Origin of the sequence: uncultured Gordonia sp. (genome assembly GCF_937858515.1) — a bacterium.
Taxonomy (GTDB): Bacteria; Actinomycetota; Actinomycetes; order Mycobacteriales; family Mycobacteriaceae; genus Gordonia.
Genome location: NZ_CALLZT010000001.1, coordinates 1 through 22208, shown reverse-complemented (window position 1 = coordinate 22208; position 22208 = coordinate 1). Strand labels below are relative to the sequence as shown.

Genomic DNA, 22208 nt, shown 5'->3' with positions numbered 1-22208 from the left:
CGATACGACCGACTGTCCGCGAGCCCGCTGTTCGAGGGCATGGAGTACATCACCGATCCCGGCGAGTTCGCCGACCGGCTGCCGCTGATGGCCGCGGGCCGCGACTTCTCCGACCCGGTGGCGCTCAACTGGTTCACCGACGGCACCGACGTCGACTTCGGTGCACTGACCCAGCAACTGCTGAACTATGTCGGCCAGTCCGGAGATGTGTACTTCGGCCACTCCGTCACCAACCTGACCAAGCAGTCGGACGGTTCCTGGCGCGCCAAGGTCACCAACCGGCGCACCGGCGAGAAGCTCACCATCGCAGCCAAGTTCGTGTTCGTCGGTGCCGGTGGCGGTGCGCTGCACTTGCTGCAGAAGTCGGGTATCGCCGAGGCCAAGGGCTTCGGTGGGTTCCCGGTGTCGGGCGCGTTCCTGCGCTGCACCAACTCCGACCTCATCGAGCAGCACGCCGCCAAGGTGTACGGGCAGGCCGCAGTGGGCGCACCGCCGATGTCGGTGCCGCACCTGGATACTCGCGTCATCAACCACAAGCAGGGCCTGCTGTTCGGCCCGTACGCGGGCTGGTCGCCCAAGTTCCTCAAGAACGGCAAGTACACAGATCTGCCGTTCTCGGTGAAGCCGAACAACATCATCCCGCTGCTGTCGGTGGGCGTGAAGGAAATGGCGCTCACCAAGTACCTGCTCGGCGAACTCGCCGCCAGCCGCGCGGCTCAGATCGCCACCCTTGCCGACTTCATGCCGCGCGCCGACGGCGGCGACTGGGAGATGATCACCGCGGGCCAGCGCGTGCAGGTGATCCGCAAGACCGGGGGCGGCGGCTCGCTGGAGTTCGGTACCGCCGTCATCGCCGCCGACGACGGCACCATCGCCGGGCTGCTCGGTGCGTCGCCGGGCGCCTCCACCGCGGTGCCTGCGATGCTGTCGGTGCTCGAGCAATGCTTCCCACAGCAATACAAGGCGTGGACACCCAAGCTCACCGAGATGATCCCGTCGTTCGGCAAGAAGCTCTCGGACAACCGCGACCTGTTCCGGCAGGTCTGGGACTGGACGAGCAGCTCGCTGCGGCTCACCGGCGGACATTCGGCCTAGAAAGCCGTCCGCTGACGCACGCAGGCCACACCGGATCACCGCGTGAGGTGGGTGGTGCGGCACGCGGTGGTGTGATAGTGACGACATTATGAGCAATGCGCAGCTTCACCGCGGTTCGGTGGACGAGATCGACGCGCGGACCCTGTACCGGCTGCTGCAGTTGCGGTCGGAAGTGTTCGTGCTGGAACAGGCATGTCCGTACCAGGATCTCGACGGCCGCGACCTCGAACCCGCGACCCGGCACCTGTGGATCACCGCCGACGACGGCACCGTGGCCTCCGAACTCCGGATCCTGCGCAACATCGGTCCTGACGGCGCGGTCGCCTATCAGATCGGGCGCGTGTGCACTCATCGCGCACACCGCGGCCGCGGCCACACCCGGTGGTTGATGACCGAGGCGCTCGCCGAGATCGGTGACCACGAGTGCCGCATCGAGGCGCAGAAGTACCTGGCGGAAATGTATGCCGGACATGGATTTTCCATTTCCGGAGACGAGTATCTAGAAGACGGTATCCCACATGTACCGATGATCCGGGCGGCGGGTTCGTCGGTGGAGTCGGCCGGTGACGGTGGTGAGTGAGATCGCGGCACGCTATCCGTTCACCGCGGTCGTCGGGCAGGACCGACTCAAGCTGGCGTTGATTCTCAGCGCCATCTCCCCGGGCATCGGCGGCGTGCTGATCCGGGGCGAGAAGGGGACCGCCAAGTCGACCATCGTGCGCGGCCTCGGACCGGTCGCCGGCGGTCGGGTGGTGGAACTGCCGATCGGTGCCACCGAGGACCGCGTCGTCGGTTCGCTCGATCTGACGGGCGTACTGCGCGAAGGCCGTGCCGATTTCACCCCGGGTCTGCTCGCCCAGGCCGACGGCGGCGTGCTGTACATCGACGAGGTCAACCTGCTCGCCGACCATCTCGTCGACGTACTGCTCGATGCCGCAGCCAGCGGGCGGGTGACCATCGAACGCGACGGAGTCTCGCATACGCAGGCCGCAGCATTCGTACTCGTCGGCACGATGAACCCCGAAGAAGGGGAGTTGCGGCCACAACTGCTCGACCGGTTCGGTCTCGCCGTCGATGTGGTGGCCGCCCACGACGTCGATGAACGCGTCGAAATCATCTCGTGCCGAATGGAATTCGACGCCGATCCGGAGGCCTTTGCCGAGCGGCACAAGGCTCAGGAGGACGAGCTACGCACCCGGATCGACGATGCGCGGGCGGCGGTGCGCGAGGTCGCGCTGCCGGTGGCTCAGTTGCGGCGCATCGCGGGGATCTGCGCCCACCTCGGCGTCGACGGGCTACGCGGCGACATCGTCGTCGCTCGGGCCGCAGCCGCGCACGCGGCCTGGCGCGGCGCGGAGTCCATCGACGGCGACGATATCGCCGTCGCCGTCGAACTCGCACTGCCGCATCGGCGGCGCCGAGACCCGTTCGACGACTCGGGTTTCACCGACGAACAACTCGACGACGCGATGCGGGCCGGTGACGAGGCCGCGGATTCGGCGGAACCCGAGCCCGACCCCGATGGCGACGGGCCAGACGACGGGGGCGGTGCCCGGCCGGAGTCAGGAGCGGACGGTGACGGCCCGGACCTCGGCGATCCGGCCCCGGATGACGCGACGCCCGACACTCCGCAGCAGCAACCGGAACAGCAGACAGCGCCCGCCGGCGCGCTGTTCGGCACCCGCAGTACGGGGGCACCGCGCCGGATGCGGCCGCTCAAGGTGGCCGGAGTCGGGGACGGTGATCCGGGACGACGCTCCCGGGCCCGCAGTACCCGAGGTGCGACGACACATGCCGTCGACTTCACGACGGGCCGACCGCTGCACCTGTTCGGCACGGTGCTGGCGGCGGCAGGACGAACCGCGGGCACGACCGGGACGCGCGTGCCAGGGCTGACGGTCGTCACCGACGATCTGCGTGGTGCCCAACGCGTCGGCCGCGAAGGCAATCTCGTCGTGTTCGTCGTCGACCTCAGCGGCTCGATGACCGCCCGTAAACGCCTGGCTGCGGTCAGCGAGCTGTGCGTCGACCTGCTGCGCGACTCCTACACGCGCCGCGACCGGGTGGCCGTGGTCACCGCCCGGGGTTCGTCCGCACAGGTCAGCGTGCCGCCGACACGCTCGGTGGAGTTGGCGGTGCGCAGACTGGCACAGGTGCGTACCGGTGGTCGCACGCCCTTGGCCGAGGGGTTGCAGACGGCGACGGAGGTGATCGACGGCGCGGCCCGTCGCGAACCGGCCCGTCGTCCGCTGCTGGTGGTGCTCACCGACGGCCGGGCAACCGCCGGGCCCGACGCCCCGCGTCGCGCCGACGCCGCGGCCGCAGGCATCGCCCGTCGCGGCATCGCGTCGGTGGTGGTCGACTGCGAGCAGGGCATGATCCGGCTCGGTATGGCACACACTCTCGCCGCCCGACTCGGCGCGCAATGCCTGACCCTCGACGAACTGACCCCGGCCGCCCTGCATAGATCCGGGCCGCACGGACCGGCCACTGCCCAGGTATCCCGCGCGAGCTAGGAGAACAGCTGTGCCCCAAGGAGTTCCGGAGAACGTTCCGAACGACGGTCTGACCACCCGGCAGCGACGTAACACCCCCGTGCTGGCTGTGCACACCGGAGACGGCAAAGGAAAGTCGACGGCGGCCTTCGGGATGGCGATGCGGGCCTGGAACGCGGGGCTGAGCGTCGGTGTGTTCCAGTTCGTCAAGAGCGCCAAATGGCGGGTCGGCGAAGAATCGGCGCTGCTGGCTCTCGGCGAGGTGCACGCCGCCACGGGCAAGGGTGCGCCCGTTGAATGGCACAAGATGGGTCAGGGCTGGTCCTGGCTGCGCGCCAACGCCGGTGATGCCGACGACCATGCCGCCGCAGCTGCCGCGGGCTGGGCCGAGATCGCCCGCAGGCTCACCGAACAGACCCACGACTTCTACGTCCTCGACGAGTTCACCTATCCGCTCGACTGGGGATGGGTCGACACCGACGCCGTCGTGGCCGCCCTCGCCGCCAGGCCCGGCCGCCAGCATGTGGTGATCACCGGCCGCCGCGCACCCCGAGCGCTTGTCGACGCCGCGGACCTGGTGACCGAGATGCGCAAGATCGCTCACCCGATGGACCAGGGCCGCAAGGGCCAGAAAGGGATCGAGTGGTGACGATCCCGACGATCGTCATCGCCGCACCCGCCTCGGGCAGCGGTAAGACGACCGTCACCACCGGCCTGATCGGCGCGCTGCGCGCCGCCGGTCACCGGGTGGCCCCGTTCAAGGTGGGTCCCGACTTCATCGACCCCGGCTATCACGCGGTGGCCGCCGGTCGACCGGGCCGCAACCTCGACCCGAACCTCGTGGGCACCGACCTGGTCCCACGGCTGTTCGCCGCGGGCAGCGCCGGGGCCGACATCGCGGTCGTCGAGGGTGTGATGGGCCTGTTCGACGGACGTATCCGATCCGACGACAGCGGCTCGGCCGTCGCCGACGCCGATCCGGTCGCGTACGGGTCGACCGCCCACGTCGCCGCGCTCATCGGTGCCCCGGTGGTGCTCGTGGTCGACGGCTCGGGGCACAGCCAATCCCTGGCCGCGCTGCTGCACGGATTCCTCACCTACGATTCGTCGGTCAGGATCGCCGGGGTCATCCTCAACCGGGTCGGATCACCCCGCCACGAACAGGTGTTGCGGCACGCGTGCGCCCGCGTCGGCCTGCCTGTGTTCGGGGTGATCGGCCGCGACCCGTCGCTCATGGTGCCCTCCCGCCACCTCGGACTGATCCCGGCCGCCGAACGCAGCACCGAAGCCGTCGCCGCCGTCGCCGCGATGTCGACCGAAATGACTGTGTCCCTGGATATTCCGGCGATCGTCGATGCGGCTGCGACACGGGCCCGGCTGACCGCGACCCCGTGGTCGGCGACGGACGCACTCGAACCAGCCGGGAGTCCGGTGATCGCTGTCGCCGGCGGTCCGGCGTTCACCTTCTGCTACACCGAACTCGGCGAACTGCTCACCGCCGCCGGCGCTCGGATCGCGGTGTTCGACCCCGTGACCGACCCGCTGCCCGACGGTACCGCCGGGGTGGTCATCGGCGGCGGCTTCCCCGAGGAACATGCCGCCGAACTATCGGCCAATATCACTTTGCGGCAACAGCTTTCGGAGCATGCGAAGTCTGGGGGGCCGATCTGGGCCGAATGCGCCGGCCTGCTGTACCTGACCCGTGAACTCGACGGCCATCCGATGGCGGGCGTGCTCGATGCCGTCGGCCGGTTCTCGCCGGCACTGACGCTCGGGTACCGCGACGCGATCTCGGTCGCCGACTCGGTGCTGTTCCGGGAAGGGGAGCGGGTGACCGGTCACGAGTTTCACCGCAGCGTCGTCGTCGAGGACCGGCCGGGCCGGTCGCCTGCGTGGATGTGGCGCGATTCGTCGGGGCGCCCCGCACGGCACGGTCACGTCACCGGCGGTGTGCACGCCTCGTACCTGCACCTGCATCCGGCGGCGCATCCGGCCGCCGTCGCCGGATTCGTCGCCGCAGCCGATGTCTTCCAGCACACTGCTCCTGACCACACCCGGCGTGCGATGACCGAGCCCACGTAGCACCCGCGCCCACGTAGCACCCGCGACCCGACAAGGATGTGCAGCACCATGGACACCAATCACGAAGGCAGGTTTCCGGGCCGTCCCGAACCCACCGAACACCGGTGGGCCGACGCGCTGGACGCCCTGACCAAACACGGTGGCGACGATCCGCGGCTGCTGCGTGACCTGCTCGACGCCGTGCTCGTGGTGGGGCAGGGGCTCGAGCTCGATGAGGCGCTGCAGCGGATCGTCGAAGTGGCCGTCGGCGTCGTCGACGCCCAGTACGGCGCGCTCGGTGTGCGTGGCGGCGACGGCGGCTTGAGCGAATTCGTGCACATCGGGATCACGCCGCAGCAGCGCGCCACCATGGGACATCTGCCGGTGGGCCGGGGTGTTCTCGGACTGCTCATCAAGAAGCCGCAGGTAGTGCGGATTCCGCACCTGTCCCAGCATCCGTCGTCGGTGGGATTCCCGCCCCATCACCCGCCGATGGAGACGTTCCTCGGCGCGCCGATCACGGTGCGCGGCTCCAACTTCGGCAGCATCTACCTGACGGAGAAGCGCAACGCCGAGGAGTTCACGAAGGTCGACGAGACGCTGATCGCGATGCTGGCGGTGGCCGCCGGAATCGCCGTCGACAACGCGCGACTATTCGAGGGCGCCCGCACCCGGCACCGCTGGATGCAGGCCGTCGCCCGCCGAGGATCCGAACCTTTGGCAGGAATAGCCTTGTCGGACACCATGTCCCGCCTGTGCGACGATGTCGCCGGGCTTACCGACGCGGTGGACGTGGTCATCCTCACCAGCTCTGACGACAAGATGGTGGTGCAGGGACGATCACAGCAGATCGCCGGTGCCGAGCAGTCCGGCGACGTGTCGGCCGTATCGGCGACGCAGATGCCCATCGGATCGTCGATGGTCGTGCACGCGGCAGATCAGCTTCCCGCCGGGGTGGTCGGCGGCGGCGCCGAATGGATCACTGTGCAGCCCCTGCAACGGGCCGCCGGAGCGTTCGGATGGCTGGTGGTGGCCCACCGCCGACAGCCCTGGTGGGAGCCGGAGGAGATTGCCGGCCTGGCCGGCGTCGCCGAAGTGGCCTCGCTGGCCGTCGTCTATGCCGAGCAGCAGCAGATCGCCCGCGACCTCGAGGTGCTCGAGGACCGGCACCGCATCGCTCGCGACCTCCACGACCACGTCATCCAGCGCCTGTTCGCCGTGGGCATGTCGATTCAGACGATGCTCGCCACCCCGCACGACGAGGATGCGACCATCGCGACCCCGGTCTCACGGCTGGAGCAGGTGGTGATCGATCTGGACCGCACCATCGCCCAGATCCGGACATCGATTTTCGACCTGCAGACCATCCCCGGTCACCACGACGCCACCACCCTGCGCCGCAGGGTCCTCGACATCGTCTCCGAATTGGCCGCGCACGCCCCGATCTCCCCGAGCGTCACGTTCGACGGGCCGGTGGACACGGTGGTGCCCGAGGCGCTCGGACCGCACATCGACGCGGTGCTCCGCGAAGGCCTGTCCAACGCGCTGCGGCATGCCGGCGCCGACCGGATTTCGGTCCTCGTCAGTGCCGACGAGGACGTGCTCAAGGTGGAGATCACCGACGACGGCAAGGGCATCGACACCAATGTCACCTACCGCGGACTGGACAACCTGACCACCCGCGCCGACGAATGCGACGGCGCGTTCACCATCGAAACCACGCCGCGCCGACCGGGCCGCGCCGGTGGCACGACCCTGACCTGGACCGTTCCCCTGGTCCACTGACGCACCCGGTCAGGCCGGGTGCCGCGCGCCGAGGACCGTCGGCCGCGCCGCGCGGGAGTGGTCGAACTCTTCGACGCGCCGGGTCAGATCGGCCAGGAAACGGGCGAGCCGGTCACGGTACATCTGCCCGATCGGGCCGAAGCCGTCGCGCTCGAAGACCCGCCATTTGCGCAGCAGCGGCACCACCACATCCGAGCGGTGCCGGCGCAGGTCGTACACACCGCCCTCGACGATGAGCGCGGCGATGTAGCCGAGAGCGGGCGACGAGCCCGGTCCGCCGACCGCGCCGGGCATCAGGAACGTCGACACGATTCCGTAGATCGCGGCCATCGTCGCATCGGGTGCCAGGTCCAGAGCGCTGTCGATGATGTTGCGGTAGAAGAGCATGTGCAGTGTCTCGTCGCAGGCGACGCGGTGTAGCAGGCGGCGCACGAGTGGATCGGTCCCGGCCTGGGCCGCGTTGCGCTGGGAGACCCGGGAGGCAAGCTCGTGGAAGGCCATGTAGGTGATCGCCAGCAGCATGCCTTCGCTGTGCTCGGGCAGACCACGATCACGCGAAAGCGGATTGAACACGGTCATCGCGTTGCGGGTGCGGGCGATGTCGAGCTGTACGGGGTCGACGCCGCGCGTCACCACCAGATAATCGCGGATCACCGTCGAATGGCGCATCTCCTCGGCCGTCCACCGGCCCAGCCACACCCCCCACGCGTCGTCGAGATTGACGTGTTCGGCGATCATCCGGTGGTAGGAGGGCAGATTGTCCTCGGTGAGCAGCAGACCGACCAGTGCCGCCCGCGAGGCGTCGGACAGTGCCGATTGGGTGGGATCCCAGTCGTCGCCGCCGAGGGTGGCGAAGTTGAACCCGCCGTCCCAGGGCACGTAGTCGTGCGGATACCAGTCCTTGGCCATCTTCATGTGCCGCTCCAACTCGGTCTCGCACACCGGAAGGAGCTCGCGCAGCAGGTCGGGGCCGGTCATCGGAGACAAACCGGTCGCGATGCCGGTGAGACTGGTCACGAATACTCCTGCATCTGTGGTTGTGTCCGGCGGTAGGTGAAGCAGCGGCCGGCGAGGAGATCACATGCATCGCCGAGGAACCTCGACTCCACTTTTCGCGCAACCGGGAGTTGACTCCTGAGGCGAAGGTCCCGACAGGGTTGGGCCGCATGTCGTTGCCCGCTTGCCGGTGTACTCGAACGGTGCTGCGGTAGCGTTTGACTCATGGCATCAGCAGGTGAGGTTCAAGTCCCCGGCAGCGACACCCCGCGCGTGCGTGTGTATCTCGTCGACGACCACGAGCTGGTCCGGCGCGGACTGCGTGATCTCCTCGGCACCGCCTCCGACCTGGAGATCGTCGGCGAGGCCGCGTCGGTCGGGGAGGCGACGGTGGGCATCCTGGCCACCAAACCCGATGTGGCGGTGCTCGATGTCCGGCTGCCCGACGGCAGCGGCGTGGAACTGTGCCGCGACGTGCGCTCGGCCGAACCGTCGGTGCACTGCCTGATGCTCACCAGCTACGCCGACGACGATGCCCTGCTGGCCGCGGTACTGGCCGGAGCGTCGGGCTTCGTGCTCAAACAGATCCTCGGTCAGGACCTGGTCGCGGCGGTCCGCACCGTCGGCCGCGGCGGCTCCCTGCTCGACGACCGCAGCACCGCGGCCCTGCTAGCCCGCCTGCGCGACGGTAAACGTGACGACGTCGATCCGCTCGCCGAACTCACGCACCAGGAGCGCGAGGTGTTCCACCTCATCGGCGAGGGCCTGACAAACCGGCAGATCGCCCAGCGGATGTTCCTGGCGGAGAAGACGATCAAGAACTACGTCTCGCGCATCCTGTCCAAGCTGGACATGCAGCGGCGCACCCAGGTCGCGGTGATGGCGACCAAGCTGCGTGACGACAAACACTGAACTCGGGGCCGCACGCCGCGGCCGGTAGGGTGTTTCCTCATGGCTGAACGCGTTGCTCCGGAATCGGTGTCCGGTCTGTATCTGGCCGGGCTCGACCTTCGCGGTCGCCGCGTCGTGGTCGTCGGCGGTGGTTCGGTGGCCCAGCGGCGCCTGCCAAATCTGGTCGCCGCGGGCGCCGATGTCACGGTCGTGGCCATCGACCCGACCCCGGCTGTCGAATCGTTCCAGGGCATCACGGTGCTCACCCGCGCTTACGCCGACGGCGACCTCGACGGCGCCTGGTATGTCCTGGCCTGCACCGACGACCCGCAGGTCAACGCCGCGGTCGTCGCCGAGGCCGAACGCAGTCGCATCTTCTGCGTCCGCGCCGACGATGCCCGGAAGGGAACTGCGGCCACCCCCGCTTCCGGGCGGCACCGCGACCTTCAGTTCGGTGTGCTCGCCGGTGGCGACCACCGGCAGTCCGCGGCGATGCGTGCGGCGATCTCCCGGGCGCTCGCCGACGGTTCACTGGCCCCGCACGCCGGCGCACCGCACCCGCCCGGCGTGGCTCTGGTCGGTGGCGGACCCGGCGATGCCGAGCTGATCACCGTGCGCGGGCAGCGTCTGCTCGCCCAGGCCGACGTGGTGGTCGCCGACCGACTCGCACCTCCGGAACTGCTCGCCGCGCTCGGGCCGCAGGTCGAGATCATCGACGCGGCCAAGGTGCCGTACGGGCGGGCGATGAAGCAGGAAGCCATCAACGACGTCCTCGTATCCCGGGCCAAGGAGGGCAAGTTCGTCGTCCGGCTCAAGGGCGGCGACCCGTTCGTGTACGGCCGCGGGTTCGAGGAACTACAGGCGTGCGTGGCCGCGGGCGTGCCGGTCACCGTCGTTCCGGGCGTGAGCAGCCCGATCGCGGCGCCCGCGTCGGCCGGAATCCCGGTGACCCACCGCGGCGTCACGCACGAGGTGGTGATCGCGTCGGGTCACGTTCCGCCCGGCCATCCCGACTCTCTCATCGATTGGTCGGTGCTTGCCCAGTTGCAGGGCACCCTGGTGCTGATGATGGCCGTCGAACGGGTCGCCGTGTTCGCCGACGCGTTGCTTGCCGGTGGCAAACCGGGCGACACCCCGGTCGCGATGATCGAGAACGGGTCACTGCCCACACAGCGGCTGCTGCGCACCGATCTCGCGCACGCCGGTGAGGTCGCCGACGCCGAGAACCTGACCCCGCCGGCAATCGTCGTGGTCGGTGCCGTCGCCGCATTCACCGACGCGGATTCGGGTTCTCGCCGATGAAGGACAAGGTTCTCGGCCCCGCGATTTTCGTGCTGAGCGGGATGCAGTTGCTCATGGTGCTCGACGGCACCGTCGCGGCGCTGGCCCTGCCCAAGATCCGGGACGCCCTGTCGCTGAGCGAATCCAACGCCAACTGGATCATCAGCAGCTACGTTCTCGCATTCGGTGGCCTGATGCTTCTCGGCGGCCGGCTCGGCGATACCTTCGGCCGGCGCCGGATGTTCGTCGTCGGGGTGCTTGCCTTCACGGCCACCTCGCTGATGTGCGGTCTCGCGCAGGGCGAGGCGATGCTCATCATCGGCCGAGCCCTGCAAGGGGCGTCGGCGGCGGTGGCCGCACCGACGGCGATGGCGCTGGTCGCCACCACATTCGCCCCCGGAAAACCGCGCAGCCAGGCGTTCGCCATCTACGCCGCCATGACCGGTATCGGCTCGGTCGCCGGGCTGATCCTCGGCGGCATACTCACCGAGGTGTCCTGGCGGCTGGTCTTCCTGATCAACGTTCCGATCGGCCTGGCCGTCGGCCTCGGTGCGCTGTGGGCGCTCACCGAATCGCAGGGGGAGCGGCTGTCGCTGGACGTGCCGGGGGCGGTGCTGGGCACGCTGGGGTGCACGCTGCTGGTGCTGGCCGTCAATGAGGGGCCCTCGGGCTGGGGACGGCCGATCGTCGTCGGTTCGTTCGTCGTCGGCACGCTCGCGCTGATCGCCTTCGTGGTCGTGCAGCGCCGGGCCCGCAATCCGATCCTGCCGTTCTCGCTGTTCGACAATCCGAACCGGGTCGCGGCGCTGATCGCGATCCTGCTCTCCAGCATGGTGATGATGTGCATGGCCGTGTTCATCTCGCTGTACCTGCAGGGCATCCTCAAATACACGCCGCTGCAGAGCGGTCTGGCCGTCGTCCCGTTCGCGTTCGGCCTGGGCACGGCCGCCGCGATCGCCTCCAAACTGTCGCTGATGGTGCAGCCGCGCTGGCTCGTCATGGCCGGCGGAGCGGTGATCTGCGCGGGCTGCATGTACGCGTGGTCCATCGCCACCGACGACCCGGCGTACTTCCCGAGCATCGGGCTGCCCGTCGTGGTCATCGGTTTCGGTGTGGGTCTGGCGGTGATCCCGCTGACGCTGTCGGTTGTCGCGGGTGTGGGACCCAACGAGATCGGTCCGCTCACGGCCATCGCACAGGTCGCCCAGCAACTCGGCGGTGCAGTCGGTCTGGTGACCGTCGGTGCTGCGGTCACCTCGCGGGCGCTGTCCAAAGGCGGCACGACCGGGCCCGTCGAAAAGATGGACGCCTGGGAACTCGCCGCCCAGGCCGACGGCTACGGCCTGGCATTTGCCAGTTGCGCCGCACTTGCTGTGCTGGCCGCATGCGTGGTGATGTTCATGCGGTTCACCCCGGAGGAGGTCGCCGAGGGGCAGGCCGCCCAGCAGGCCGCCGATGCGGGGGTCGACAACGACGGTGACCAGGTCACCGCGTGACGGCTACTGCGTGATGACGACGATCCGGTCGGGTCCGTCGATTTCGATGCGCTGACCGGCGTCGGAGAGGACCGCTGCCAGAGCGTTGATGTCGCGGACTGTCCGCCGGGTACGTACCAGTTCGCGCGCGATCAGGCCTTTGTGGTGCTTGTTGAAGTGACTGACGACGCTGCGCGAACCGTCGGGCTGCTCGGTGACCACGGTGGCGGTGACGGCACCACGTATCGGTCCGAGCTGGTGATAGATGCCTGAGCGCAGATCCACCACGAAGTCGTCCACCGCGTCCAGGCACGGTGACAGTGATCCCTTCCACTGCGCGGCAAGGGTTTTCATGCCCGGAAGCTTCGACCCGCCCGACAGTCGGTAGGCCGGGATCAGGTCGCTCGCGCCGACCACACCGAACAGCGCCGACCCGATCATCACCCGGTCGGCGGTCTTGGCCTTACCCGCCCTGGTCAGCGACGAGTAGTCGAAGGCGTCGTAGAGCACACCCGTGTAGCGCTCGATCGCCGGACGGGTCGGCGATACCCACAGCTCGGCGTTGCGGTCGACCTCGGCCAGTTGGGTCCGGCCAAGGCCAAGGGCCAGGCGGCTGGCGTCCAGGTCGGCGGCCAGGGCCACCAGTGCGTCGCCGAGTTGTTTGCGAACCGGGTTGAGTTCGGGAAACACCAGGGTGTCCAGGTCCAGGGGTGCGCCCTTGCCGCCGTCGGACTTGGTTTCGGAGGGAGGCAGGATCACTCGCACCGGACACACGATAACGGGGCGTGTCCGCTGTTCGGCCACGAGGGTTCGAGCGGTGCGGACGCATATATGCAGATGCGGCGATGGCCTAAGCTGACTGACTGTGATCACACGCATGTCGACCCTGTTCCTGCGAACGCTGCGCGATGACCCGGCCGACGCCGAGGTGCCCAGCCATAAACTGCTCGTGCGTGCGGGCTATGTCCGTCGTGCCGCACCGGGCGTCTACAGCTGGCTGCCGCTGGGCCTGAGGGTGTTCCGGGCCGTCGAACAGGTGGTCCGCGAGGAGATGGACGCCATCGGAGCCCAGGAGATCCTGTTGCCGGCGCTGCTGCCGCGCGAACCGTACGAGGCCACCAACAGGTGGACCGAGTACGGCGACAACCTCTTCCGGCTCAAGGACCGCAAGGGTGTCGACATGCTGCTCGGCCCCACCCACGAGGAACTGTTCAGCCAGCTCGTCAAGGGTGAGTACTCCTCGTACAAGGATCTGCCGGTGATCCTGTACCAGATCCAGACCAAGTACCGCGACGAGGAACGCCCCCGCGCGGGCATCCTGCGCGGGCGTGAGTTCGTGATGAAGGACTCCTACTCCTTCGATCTCGACGACGACGGCCTCAAGGTCTCGTACAACCTGCATCGCGAGGCGTACCAGAAGATCTTCGACCGGCTCGGCGTCAAGTACGTCATCGTGTCGGCGACCTCGGGTGCGATGGGCGGCAGTGCGTCGGAGGAGTTCCTGGCCGAGAGCGAGGTCGGTGAGGACACCTTCGTGCGGTGCGTCGAGTCCGGCTATGCCGCCAATGTCGAGGCGGTGGGGACTCCGGCACCCGATCCGATCCCGTTCGACGACGCACCCGCCGCACTGGTGCACGACACCGAGAACACCCCGACCATCGCCACGCTCGTCGACTGGGCCAATTCCGCGCTGGACCGGGAGGTCACCGCGGCCGACACGCTCAAGAACGTGCTGGTCAAGATGCAGCTTCCCGGCGGGGACACCGAGATCGTGGGGATCGGTGTGCCCGGCGACCGAGAGGTCGACATGAAGCGGTTGGAAGCATCGGTCGAGCCCGCGTCGGTGGAACTGCTCACCGAGGAGGACTTCACGGCCAATCCGTTCCTGGTCAAGGGCTATGTCGGCCCGAACGCGCTGTTGAACAACGGGCTCCGGTACCTGGTCGATCCGCGGGTGGTGGACGGCACCCGCTGGATCACCGGCGCCGACGAGCCCGGCAAGCATGTCGTCGACCTGGTGGCCGGGCGTGACTTCGTGCCGACCGGCACCATCGAGGCCGCCGAGGTGCGCGAAGGTGATCTGTCCCCGGACGGCAAGGGTGTGCTGACCGCGGCCAAGGGCATCGAGATCGGGCACATCTTCCAGTTGGGCCAGAAGTACACCAACGCCTTCGAGGTGGACGTGCTCGGCGAGAACGGCAAGCCGGTCCGCCTCACCATGGGCTCCTACGGCATCGGGGTTTCGCGGCTGGTCGCCGTGATCGCCGAACAGTGCCACGACGACAAGGGCCTGCGCTGGCCGCGCGAGGTGACCCCGTTCGACGTCCACGTGGTGATCGCCAACAAGGACACCGCGGCCGTCGACGGCGCCGAAGCGCTGGTGGCGGAACTGGATGCGCAGGCACTGTCGGTGGTTCTCGACGACCGCAAATCCTCGCCCGGGGTCAAGTTCAAGGACGCCGAACTGCTCGGCGTGCCGACCACCGTCGTGGTGGGCCGCGGTTTCGCGAACGGCGTCGTTGAGGTGCGGGACCGGTTCACCGGCGAGGCCCGGGAGATTTCCGTCGACGGTGCGGCGGCGGCGATCGCGGCGATCATTCGGGGATAGGACCCGGCCCGACGGAGGGCTGGACGAACACCTCCTAAAGTGATATCACTTTTAAAACTGATATCACTTTAGGAGGTCCGGTCATGAACGCCGAATCCGTTCCCGTCGGTCGCGAAGGCGCCCAGGTCGAAGTATCCGAGCGGCCGTGCTGGTACGCCGGAACCGCCGCCGCGATCGGTGTCTTCGTCGCCGTGTTCGTGGCCATCGGTCTGGCTGCCGTCTGCATCGTGTTCGCGGTGATCGAGGCCCTGCCGGTGCTGGTGGCGCCCGCCGTGATCCTGGTGGTGGCCGCGGGCGTCGGGCTGTCGATGGTCGTCATTCTCGCGCCCGGCCATACGTACGTGGTGCAGCTCTTCGGCCGATACGTGGGCACGGTGCGGCAATCAGGAATGGGCCTGGTTCCGCCGCTGACCACCCACCGCCGGGTGTCCGCGCGTGTCCGTAACTTCGAGACCGCCGAACTGAAGGTCAACGACGCCGTCGGAAATCCCGTCCACGTGGCCGCGATCATCGTCTGGCAGGTCGCCGACACCGCCAAGGCCACCTTCGGCGTCGAGGACTACGAGGAGTTCATCGGCACCCAGGCCGAATCGGCGCTCCGGCAGGTCACCACCGCCCACCCCTACGACGACGACGCCAGCCACGGCACCACGTCGTTGCGCGGATCCACCGATCAGGTGGCGGCCGAACTGGCCGAGCAGGTCGCCGACAGGGCCTCCCTTGCGGGTTTGGAGATCCTCGAAACGCGCATCTCCTCGCTCGCCTACGCCCCGGAGATCGCCCAGGCGATGCTCCAGCGGCAGCAGGCCTCGGCCCTGCTGGCCGCGCGCGAGAAGATCGTCGACGGCGCCGTCGGACTGGTCCAGAGCGCACTGGCCAGACTCGAGGCCGAGGGCGTGGTGGCCCTCGACGACGAGCGCCGTGCGGCAATGGTGTCCAACCTGCTGGTGGTGCTGTGCGGTGACAGTCGCGCCACCCCGGTGGTGAACACCGGCAGCCTGTATTCCTGATGTCGACGGGTAGCACTGATTCCTCGGGATCGGGCGACCGACGGTCACCCGATCCGACGACGAGGGTCCCCGCGGCCCGTAAGACCATCGCGTTGCGGATCGACCCGGCCGTCTACGAGGCCCTGGCCCGGTGGGCGGCCGACGATCTGCGCAGCGTCAATGCGCAGATCGAGGTGTTGCTGCGGCGCTGCCTCCACGACGCCGGACGGGCGCCGCGCGAGGTGGCACCGATCCCGCGGAGGGGCCGCCCGCGGCGTGAACTCTGACGGTCGCGACAACTGAGCCGGTCTCGGGCGGGTCAGCCCGATCCCGGGCTGGTCAGCGAGAGCCCGGCAGGGCGACGGTGAACGGTGACTGCTTGAGCGCGGCCCGCCATTGCGCGGCCCGGTTCGCCGAGGCGGTCAGGCCGTCGAGGCCGATCTGCCGGACGGCGGTCGTGTCGGCCTTTTCCAGCAGTGACCGGTAGGCGACGGTGCAGTCGGTTTCCGCGGCGAGGGCGGCCTTGGCGGCGGATGCCGGATCGGACACCGTCAACGGCAGCACATATCCGGGTTCCTGATCGGGCGGGGTGGACCCGGCCGCCCGCATCGCTTCCGCGGCGGTGTCTCGTGCCGCGCGGTGGGCGGCGGTGAACTCGTCGACCATCGTGCGGCGCGTGGAGTTGGTGAACGCGGTGATCACGCCGTAGGTGAACACGGCGGCATGTTCGACGGTCACGACCGCCTTCAGAGCATCGGTTGTTTCGCTCATGCGGCCAGTGCCACCTCGACGATCGAGGCCACCGAAGCACTGATCGATCCGGCGAGCCCGGCGACATATCCGTGTTCGCCCAGTGCGACCTTTCCGGCCGCGCGGCCCGACTCGGTGAGCCGGGTGCGAAACTCGTCGACGCTCGACGGCGCGGCAGTGCCGCCGTTCTGCGTGGACGGGTCGGTGACGATCTGTTTCGCGGTGTCCTGGTGCAGGCGGGTGATCTCCTCTGTGAGCACCTGTCCATGGGTGGTGCGCTGATCGGCGACGATCTTCAGCGCCGCCGCGTAATCGGTGTCCGTCGCGCTTAACGCCAGGGCAGTGGCCGCGTCCGCGTGGGCGGCGTCGGCCAGCGGCACCAGTGCCTCGGCGGTGAGTTGTTCGGCGGACGGCCCGCTGTCGCAGGCCGCCAGCGATCCCGCGGTCACGGCGACCGCCGACGCGGCCAGTGCGCCACGGATCACCGATCGCCGGGACATCACGAGACGGGTGGACAACACGGGCGTCGGTCGCGGTGTATCGCGCATCGGTGGCGCGGCACGCATCGGGAGGGTCGGCACCCGACACATGATGCCAGCAACTCGGCCGATGCGTTTTGCGGTGCGGCATTGCTATCATTACGGTTCGCCCGACTGCCGAACCGCCGGCAGCCGGCCGGGAGCATGTCAGAGCCCGGCAATCGCCGCGGCCCGGCGTATGCTTGTCGGCCGCGCGCCGACCAGACCGTCACCGACAACTGAAGACGAGGAGTTCGACCGTCGTGCAGATCACCTCCACCTCAGGGAAACTGGCATCGCACATCACCACACTCGTCGAGCCGGTGGTGAGCGGGCATGGTTACGACCTCGAAGAGGTCATCGTCGACTGGCCCGACTCCGGCCCCCGGCGGGGCGTCAAGATCGTCGTCGACCGCGACGGCCCGAACGATCTGGACGAGATCGCGATCATCAGCCGCGACGTCTCCGCGATCCTCGACGCCGATCCCGGAGTACCCGGTGACCCGTACGACCTCGAGGTGACCTCGCCCGGCATCGACCGGCCGCTGACCACGCCGCGGCACTGGATCCGGGCGCGGGGACGCAAGGTGACGGTCGAACTGTCCGACGGTGATACCCCGTCGGTCACCGGTCGGGTCGGCGCGTTGACCGACGACGCGGTAACCCTCGTCATCAACCAGCGCGGCCGCATCCTTCGCCGGGCGATTGAGTTCGGATCGATCGCAGAAGCGGTTGTCCAAGTTGATTTTTCACGACCATCGATCGCCGAGCTCGAACTCTGTGGGCTCGATGACGAGGAGATCGCCCAGCGGCGTCAGGAGCGGGCATGATCTCGATGACTATCGCCACCGACCAACCCACAAGTGAATAGGAGCCGGCCCATGCATATCGACATCAGCGCCTTGCGCATGATCGAAGCCGACAAAGGCATTCCGATCGACACCGTGATCGCGACGATCGAGACCGCGCTGCTGACCGCGTACAAGCACACCAGCCATCCCGCCCAGCACGCCCGCATCGACATCAACCGCAAGTCCGGCGAGGTGCGGGTGATGGCCCACGAGTTCGGCCCGGACGGCGAGGCGTCCGAGGAGTGGGACGACACCCCGCACGACTTCGGCCGGATCGCGGCCACCACCGCCCGCCAGGTGATCCTGCAGCGGCTGCGTGATGCGGAGAGTGAGAAGACCTTCGGCGATTTCGCCACTCACGAGGGTGAGATCGTCGGCGGTGTGGTGCAGGCCGATGCCCGCGCCAATGCCCGCGAGATGATCGTCGTCGCGATCGGCAGCGACGCCAATTCCGTCGAGGGCGTGATCCCCAAGGCCGAGCAGGTTCCGGGTGAGGTGCTCAAACACGGCGACCGGGTCAAGTGCTACGTGGTGGGGGTGACCCGCGGCGCGCGCGGCACCCAGATCACCCTCTCGCGCACCCACCCCAACCTGGTGCGCAAACTGTTTGCGCTGGAGGTTCCCGAGATCGAGGATGCCTCGGTCGAGATCGTGGCCGTGGCACGGGAGGCGGGTCACCGCTCCAAGATCGCCGTACACACCAAGGTTTCCGGCCTCAACGCGAAGGGCGCGTGCATCGGCCCGATGGGGCAGCGGGTGCGCAACGTGATGAGTGAGCTGGGCGGGGAGAAGATCGACATCATCGACTTCGACGAGGATCCGGCCGTGTTCGTCGGGAATGCGCTGTCCCCGGCGAAGGTCGTGTCGGTGACGGTCATAGATCTCGCGCTCAAGGCCGCGCGCGTGGTGGTGCCCGACTACCAGCTCTCGCTCGCCATCGGAAAGGAAGGCCAGAACGCGCGGCTGGCGGCCAGGCTCACCGGGTGGCGGATCGATATCCGCTCCGACGCGGACCCCGACGCCGGAAACGTGTGATGGCCCGATTGATGACTCGTGTGAACGTGAGGCGAACAACACCGCTGATAGTCGGCCGATTCTTCCGATCGGCCCTCGGCGCGCTAGACTGACCGATGGTTCAGCGAACGCTATCCGACGCGCCGGTAAGGACCTGCATCGGATGTCGGCAGCGCGACTGCGCGAGCGCCCTCGTTCGGTTGGTGGCCCGCACGGATTCCCGTGAGGCCGCCGACGGTGCGCAGGTGGTCGTCGACGTCACACGAACCATGCCGGGGCGAGGTGCCTGGTTGCATCCACGCGAGGATTGTGTATCCCGTGCGGTGCGCCGCAAGGCCTTCGGACCGGCGTTACGGGTGGGCGGTCTGACCGTCGCCCACAGTGATCTTTCCGAGCTGGTCGGGAAGATCAACGATCAAAGACAGGCAGCAGAAGACATGAGCACACCGTGAAGTACCCACGATGAGCACGTATCGGACGTAACCATGAGGTCGTGGCGGGCTAGCCGCTCGGCCTCCAAGTGAGGAGAGCAGTGGCAGGCAAGGCCCGCGTGCACGAATTGGCCAAAGAACTCGGCGTGACGAGCAAACAGGTGCTCGAACGATTGAAGGAACAGGGCGAATTCGTCAAATCCGCGTCGTCGACGGTCGAGGCCCCGGTGGCCCGCAGACTTCGCGAATCATTCCCCCAGGCCGGAGGCAAGGACGTCAGCTCGTCCGCCAAGCCCCGGCCTTCGGGCGCACCCAAACCCGGTGCGCCGCGCCCGTCGGCCACACCGGCGACGGCAGCCCAGACAACAGCCAAGCCCGCACCCGCGGGCCCGCGCCCCGGCGCGCCCAAGCCGGCGGCACCCGCCCCGGTGCAGCCTGCCGCAGCGAGTACGGCCGCACCTGCGGATACGGTCCGCCCGGCACCGCAGGCACCCGGCCCCAAGCCGGGCCGCCCGCGTCCGGCCGCGCCGAAGCCCGCGTCGGCACCCGCACCGCAGACACCGCGTGACGGCGGTTCGTCGCGTCCGGGCCCCGGTCCGCGCCCAGGGCCCAAGCCCGGTCCGCGTGCACCACGCGTCGGCAACAACCCCTACTCGTCGGCTCCGCCGCCGGCACCGCGGCCTGCCGGTCCCCGTCCCGGCCCCGCTGGTCAGGGCGGTCCGCGCCCCGGTGGTGGCCGTCCCGGCGCACAGGGCAGGCCCGGCCAGGCCGGTCCCCGTCCGGGCCCCGGTCAGGCCGGCCCGCGTCCCAATCCAGGCAACATGCCTCCCCGTCCGAACCCCGGTGCGATGCCCAGCCGTGCCGCCCGTCCTGATGCCGGTCGTCCCGGCCGTGGCGGTCCGGGCGCTGGTCGTGGCGGTCCCGGCGGTGGTGGCGGAGGCGGCTACCGCGGTGGTGGCGGAGGCGGCACGGGTGCTCCCGGTGGTGCTCCCGCGGCCGGTGGTGGCTTCCGCGGTCGTCCCGGTGGCGGAGGCGGCGGCGGTGGCCGCGGACGCGGCGGTGCCGCGGGTGCCTTCGGGCGTCCGGGCGGCGCTCCCCGCAAGGGCCGCAAGTCCAAGCGCCAGAAGCGGCAAGAGTACGACTCGATGCAGGCACCGGCAGTCGGCGGTGTCCGGCTGCCACGCGGCAACGGCGAGACCATCCGGCTCGCCCGTGGCGCGTCGCTGTCCGATTTCGCCGACAAGATCGGCGCCAACCCGGCGTCGCTGGTCCAGGCGTTGTTCAACCTCGGCGAGATGGTCACGGCCACCGAGTCGGTGAACGACGAGACGCTGGAGCTGCTCGGCGGCGAGATGAACTACACCGTCCAGGTCGTCAGCCCCGAGGACGAGGACCGCGAGCTGCTCGAAAGCTTCGACCTCACCTACGGAGAGGACGAGGGCGGCGAAGAGGATCTCGAACAGCGCCCGCCGGTGGTGACCGTCATGGGTCACGTCGACCACGGTAAGACCCGACTGCTCGACACGATCCGCAAGGCCAACGTCCGTGAGGGCGAGGCCGGTGGCATCACCCAGCACATCGGCGCCTACCAGGTGAACACCCACCTCAACGGCGAGGACCGGCTCATCACCTTCATCGACACCCCTGGTCACGAGGCGTTCACCGCCATGCGTGCCCGTGGTGCCAAGGCCACCGACATCGCGATCGTCGTGGTCGCCGCCGACGACGGTGTCATGCCGCAGACGGTGGAGGCCATCAACCACGCACAGGCGGCCGACGTGCCTGTCGTGGTGGCGGTCAACAAGATCGACAAGGAGGGCGCGCAGCCGGAGAAGATCCGCGGCCAGCTCACCGAGTACGGTCTGGTCCCCGAGGAGTACGGCGGTGACACCATGTTCGTCGACATCTCGGCCAAGCAGGGTACCAACATCGAGGGTCTCCTCGAAGCGGTGCTGCTGACCGCCGACGCGTCGCTGGACCTGCGGGCCAACCCCGACATGGACGCGCAGGGTGTGGCCATCGAGGCCCACCTCGACCGCGGCCGCGGCCCGGTGGCCACCGTCCTGGTGCAGCGCGGAACGCTCAAGGTGGGCGACTCGATCGTCGCCGGCGACGCCTACGGCCGCGTCCGGCGCATGGTCGACGAGCACGGCGACGACGTCGCCGAGGCCACCCCGTCGCGTCCGGTGCAGGTCATCGGCTTCACGTCGGTGCCCGGTGCCGGTGACAACCTGCTGGTCGTCGAAGAGGACCGCATCGCCCGGCAGATCGCCGACCGGCGCAACGCGCGCAAGCGCAACGCGCTGGCCGCCCGCAGCCGCAAGCGCATCAGCCTGGAAGATCTGGATTCGGCTCTCAAGGAGACCAGCCAGCTCAACCTCATCCTCAAGGGCGACAACTCCGGTACCGTCGAGGCCCTCGAAGAGGCGCTGCTCGGTATCGAGATGGACGACGAGGTGTCGTTGCGGATCATCGACCGCGGCGTCGGCGGTGTCACCGAGACCAACGTCAACCTGGCGGCGGCCTCGGATGCCATCATCATCGGCTTCAACGTCCGCGCCGAGGGTAAGGCAACCGAACTGGCCAACCGCGAGGGTGTCGACATCCGGTACTACTCGGTGATCTACCAGGCCATCGACGAGATCGAGAGCGCGCTCAAGGGCATGCTCAAGCCGGTCTACGAGGAGGTGGAGCTCGGCCGCGCCGAGATCCGTGCCATCTTCAAGTCGTCGAAGGTCGGCAACATCGCCGGCTGTCTGGTGCAGTCGGGCATCATGCGCCGCAACGCCAAGGCACGTCTGCTCCGCGACAATGTGGTGGTCGCCGAGAACCTGACCATCTCCTCGCTCAAGCGTGAGAAGGACGATGCGACCGAGGTTCGCGAAGGGTACGAGTGTGGTCTCACGCTCACCTACAGCGACATCAAGGTCGACGACGTCATCGAGACGTACGAGCTGCGCGAGAAGCC

General features: G+C 68.6%; 20 protein-coding genes. 16 read left to right on the top strand and 4 right to left on the bottom strand.

All coding sequences use genetic code 11. The annotated features are described in order from the left end of the window. The 6 genes from Q0627_RS00100 to Q0627_RS00075 form a co-directional block, all read left to right on the top strand. Positions 1-1095: malate:quinone oxidoreductase (locus tag Q0627_RS00100; RefSeq protein WP_298807104.1), on the top strand; the 1095-nt coding region annotated here is incomplete at its 5' end. A gap of 88 nt (positions 1096-1183) precedes the next feature. Continuing rightward, the gene (locus Q0627_RS00095; RefSeq protein WP_291017559.1) at positions 1184-1675 is read left to right on the top strand and encodes a GNAT family N-acetyltransferase; all 492 of its coding nucleotides are present in this window, start codon (positions 1184-1186) and stop codon (positions 1673-1675) included. After that, on the top strand, positions 1668-3611 hold the full coding sequence (locus tag Q0627_RS00090; RefSeq protein WP_291017641.1) for a VWA domain-containing protein: 1944 nt from the start codon (positions 1668-1670) through the stop codon (positions 3609-3611). The genes Q0627_RS00095 and Q0627_RS00090 overlap by 8 nt, the downstream gene beginning before the upstream one ends. A gap of 10 nt (positions 3612-3621) precedes the next feature. Then, positions 3622-4239: a cob(I)yrinic acid a,c-diamide adenosyltransferase gene (gene cobO, locus Q0627_RS00085; RefSeq protein ID WP_291017562.1), complete on the top strand. Its 618-nt coding sequence runs from the start codon at positions 3622-3624 to the stop codon at positions 4237-4239. After that, positions 4233-5672 (top strand): cobyrinate a,c-diamide synthase, encoded by a 1440-nt coding sequence (locus Q0627_RS00080; protein ID WP_291017566.1) that lies wholly within the window; start codon positions 4233-4235, stop codon positions 5670-5672. The genes cobO and Q0627_RS00080 overlap by 7 nt, the downstream gene beginning before the upstream one ends. A 48-nt stretch (positions 5673-5720) precedes the next feature. Then, positions 5721-7436: a GAF domain-containing sensor histidine kinase gene (locus tag Q0627_RS00075; protein WP_291017568.1), complete on the top strand. Its 1716-nt coding sequence runs from the start codon at positions 5721-5723 to the stop codon at positions 7434-7436. A 9-nt stretch (positions 7437-7445) separates the two neighbouring features. On the opposite strand, the gene Q0627_RS00070 is transcribed toward Q0627_RS00075, so the two are convergent. After that, complete coding sequence (locus Q0627_RS00070) at positions 7446-8453, bottom strand: acyl-ACP desaturase (RefSeq protein WP_298807103.1); 1008 nt, start codon at positions 8451-8453, stop codon at positions 7446-7448. Between the two features lie 204 nt (positions 8454-8657). Here Q0627_RS00070 and Q0627_RS00065 point away from each other — a divergent pair, with 204 nt between their 5' ends. The 3 genes from Q0627_RS00065 to Q0627_RS00055 are packed head-to-tail and all read left to right on the top strand — an operon-like array spanning position 8658 to position 12100. Beyond that, positions 8658-9344 carry a response regulator transcription factor gene (locus tag Q0627_RS00065; protein WP_291017574.1) on the top strand — a complete coding sequence of 229 codons (687 nt, stop codon included), beginning with the start codon at positions 8658-8660 and terminating at the stop codon, positions 9342-9344. A 39-nt stretch (positions 9345-9383) separates the two neighbouring features. Further along, complete coding sequence (gene cobA, locus Q0627_RS00060; RefSeq protein ID WP_291017577.1) at positions 9384-10625, top strand: uroporphyrinogen-III C-methyltransferase; 1242 nt, start codon at positions 9384-9386, stop codon at positions 10623-10625. Next, positions 10622-12100, top strand: a complete 1479-nt coding sequence (locus Q0627_RS00055) for an MFS transporter (RefSeq protein WP_291017580.1) — start codon at positions 10622-10624, stop codon at positions 12098-12100. The genes cobA and Q0627_RS00055 overlap by 4 nt, the downstream gene beginning before the upstream one ends. A gap of 3 nt (positions 12101-12103) precedes the next feature. Here the strand turns inward: Q0627_RS00055 and yaaA are convergent, their stop codons facing one another. Further along, on the bottom strand, positions 12104-12844 hold the full coding sequence (yaaA, locus tag Q0627_RS00050; protein WP_298807102.1) for a peroxide stress protein YaaA: 741 nt from the start codon (positions 12842-12844) through the stop codon (positions 12104-12106). A 112-nt stretch (positions 12845-12956) separates the two neighbouring features. Here yaaA and Q0627_RS00045 point away from each other — a divergent pair, with 112 nt between their 5' ends. The 3 genes from Q0627_RS00045 (at position 12957) to Q0627_RS00035 (ending at position 15963) form a co-directional block, all read left to right on the top strand. After that, the gene (locus tag Q0627_RS00045; RefSeq protein WP_298807105.1) at positions 12957-14687 is read left to right on the top strand and encodes a proline--tRNA ligase; all 1731 of its coding nucleotides are present in this window, start codon (positions 12957-12959) and stop codon (positions 14685-14687) included. Between the two features lie 83 nt (positions 14688-14770). Continuing rightward, positions 14771-15697: an SPFH domain-containing protein gene (locus Q0627_RS00040; protein WP_291017586.1), complete on the top strand. Its 927-nt coding sequence runs from the start codon at positions 14771-14773 to the stop codon at positions 15695-15697. A gap of 86 nt (positions 15698-15783) precedes the next feature. Further along, the gene (locus Q0627_RS00035; RefSeq protein WP_291017645.1) at positions 15784-15963 is read left to right on the top strand and encodes a hypothetical protein; all 180 of its coding nucleotides are present in this window, start codon (positions 15784-15786) and stop codon (positions 15961-15963) included. Between the two features lie 52 nt (positions 15964-16015). Here Q0627_RS00035 and Q0627_RS00030 read toward each other — a convergent pair whose 3' ends face one another. Together Q0627_RS00030 and Q0627_RS00025 are read right to left on the bottom strand one after the other, a co-directional pair. After that, entirely contained in the window at positions 16016-16447 is a 432-nt protein-coding gene (locus Q0627_RS00030; RefSeq protein WP_291017589.1) for a ferritin-like domain-containing protein, read from the bottom strand. Then, positions 16444-17007, bottom strand: coding sequence for a hypothetical protein (locus tag Q0627_RS00025; RefSeq protein WP_298807101.1), 564 nt, complete (start codon positions 17005-17007; stop codon positions 16444-16446). The genes Q0627_RS00030 and Q0627_RS00025 overlap by 4 nt, the downstream gene beginning before the upstream one ends. A 200-nt stretch (positions 17008-17207) precedes the next feature. Between Q0627_RS00025 and rimP the strand changes: the two genes are divergently transcribed. From rimP to infB, 4 genes are all read left to right on the top strand, one after another. After that, positions 17208-17774: a ribosome maturation factor RimP gene (gene rimP, locus Q0627_RS00020; protein WP_291017594.1), complete on the top strand. Its 567-nt coding sequence runs from the start codon at positions 17208-17210 to the stop codon at positions 17772-17774. A gap of 51 nt (positions 17775-17825) precedes the next feature. Further along, positions 17826-18830 carry a transcription termination factor NusA gene (gene nusA, locus Q0627_RS00015; protein WP_291017596.1) on the top strand — a complete coding sequence of 335 codons (1005 nt, stop codon included), beginning with the start codon at positions 17826-17828 and terminating at the stop codon, positions 18828-18830. A 95-nt stretch (positions 18831-18925) separates the two neighbouring features. Beyond that, complete coding sequence (locus Q0627_RS00010) at positions 18926-19261, top strand: YlxR family protein (RefSeq protein ID WP_291017598.1); 336 nt, start codon at positions 18926-18928, stop codon at positions 19259-19261. An 80-nt stretch (positions 19262-19341) separates the two neighbouring features. Continuing rightward, positions 19342-22208: translation initiation factor IF-2 (infB, locus tag Q0627_RS00005; protein ID WP_298807100.1), on the top strand; the 2867-nt coding region annotated here is incomplete at its 3' end.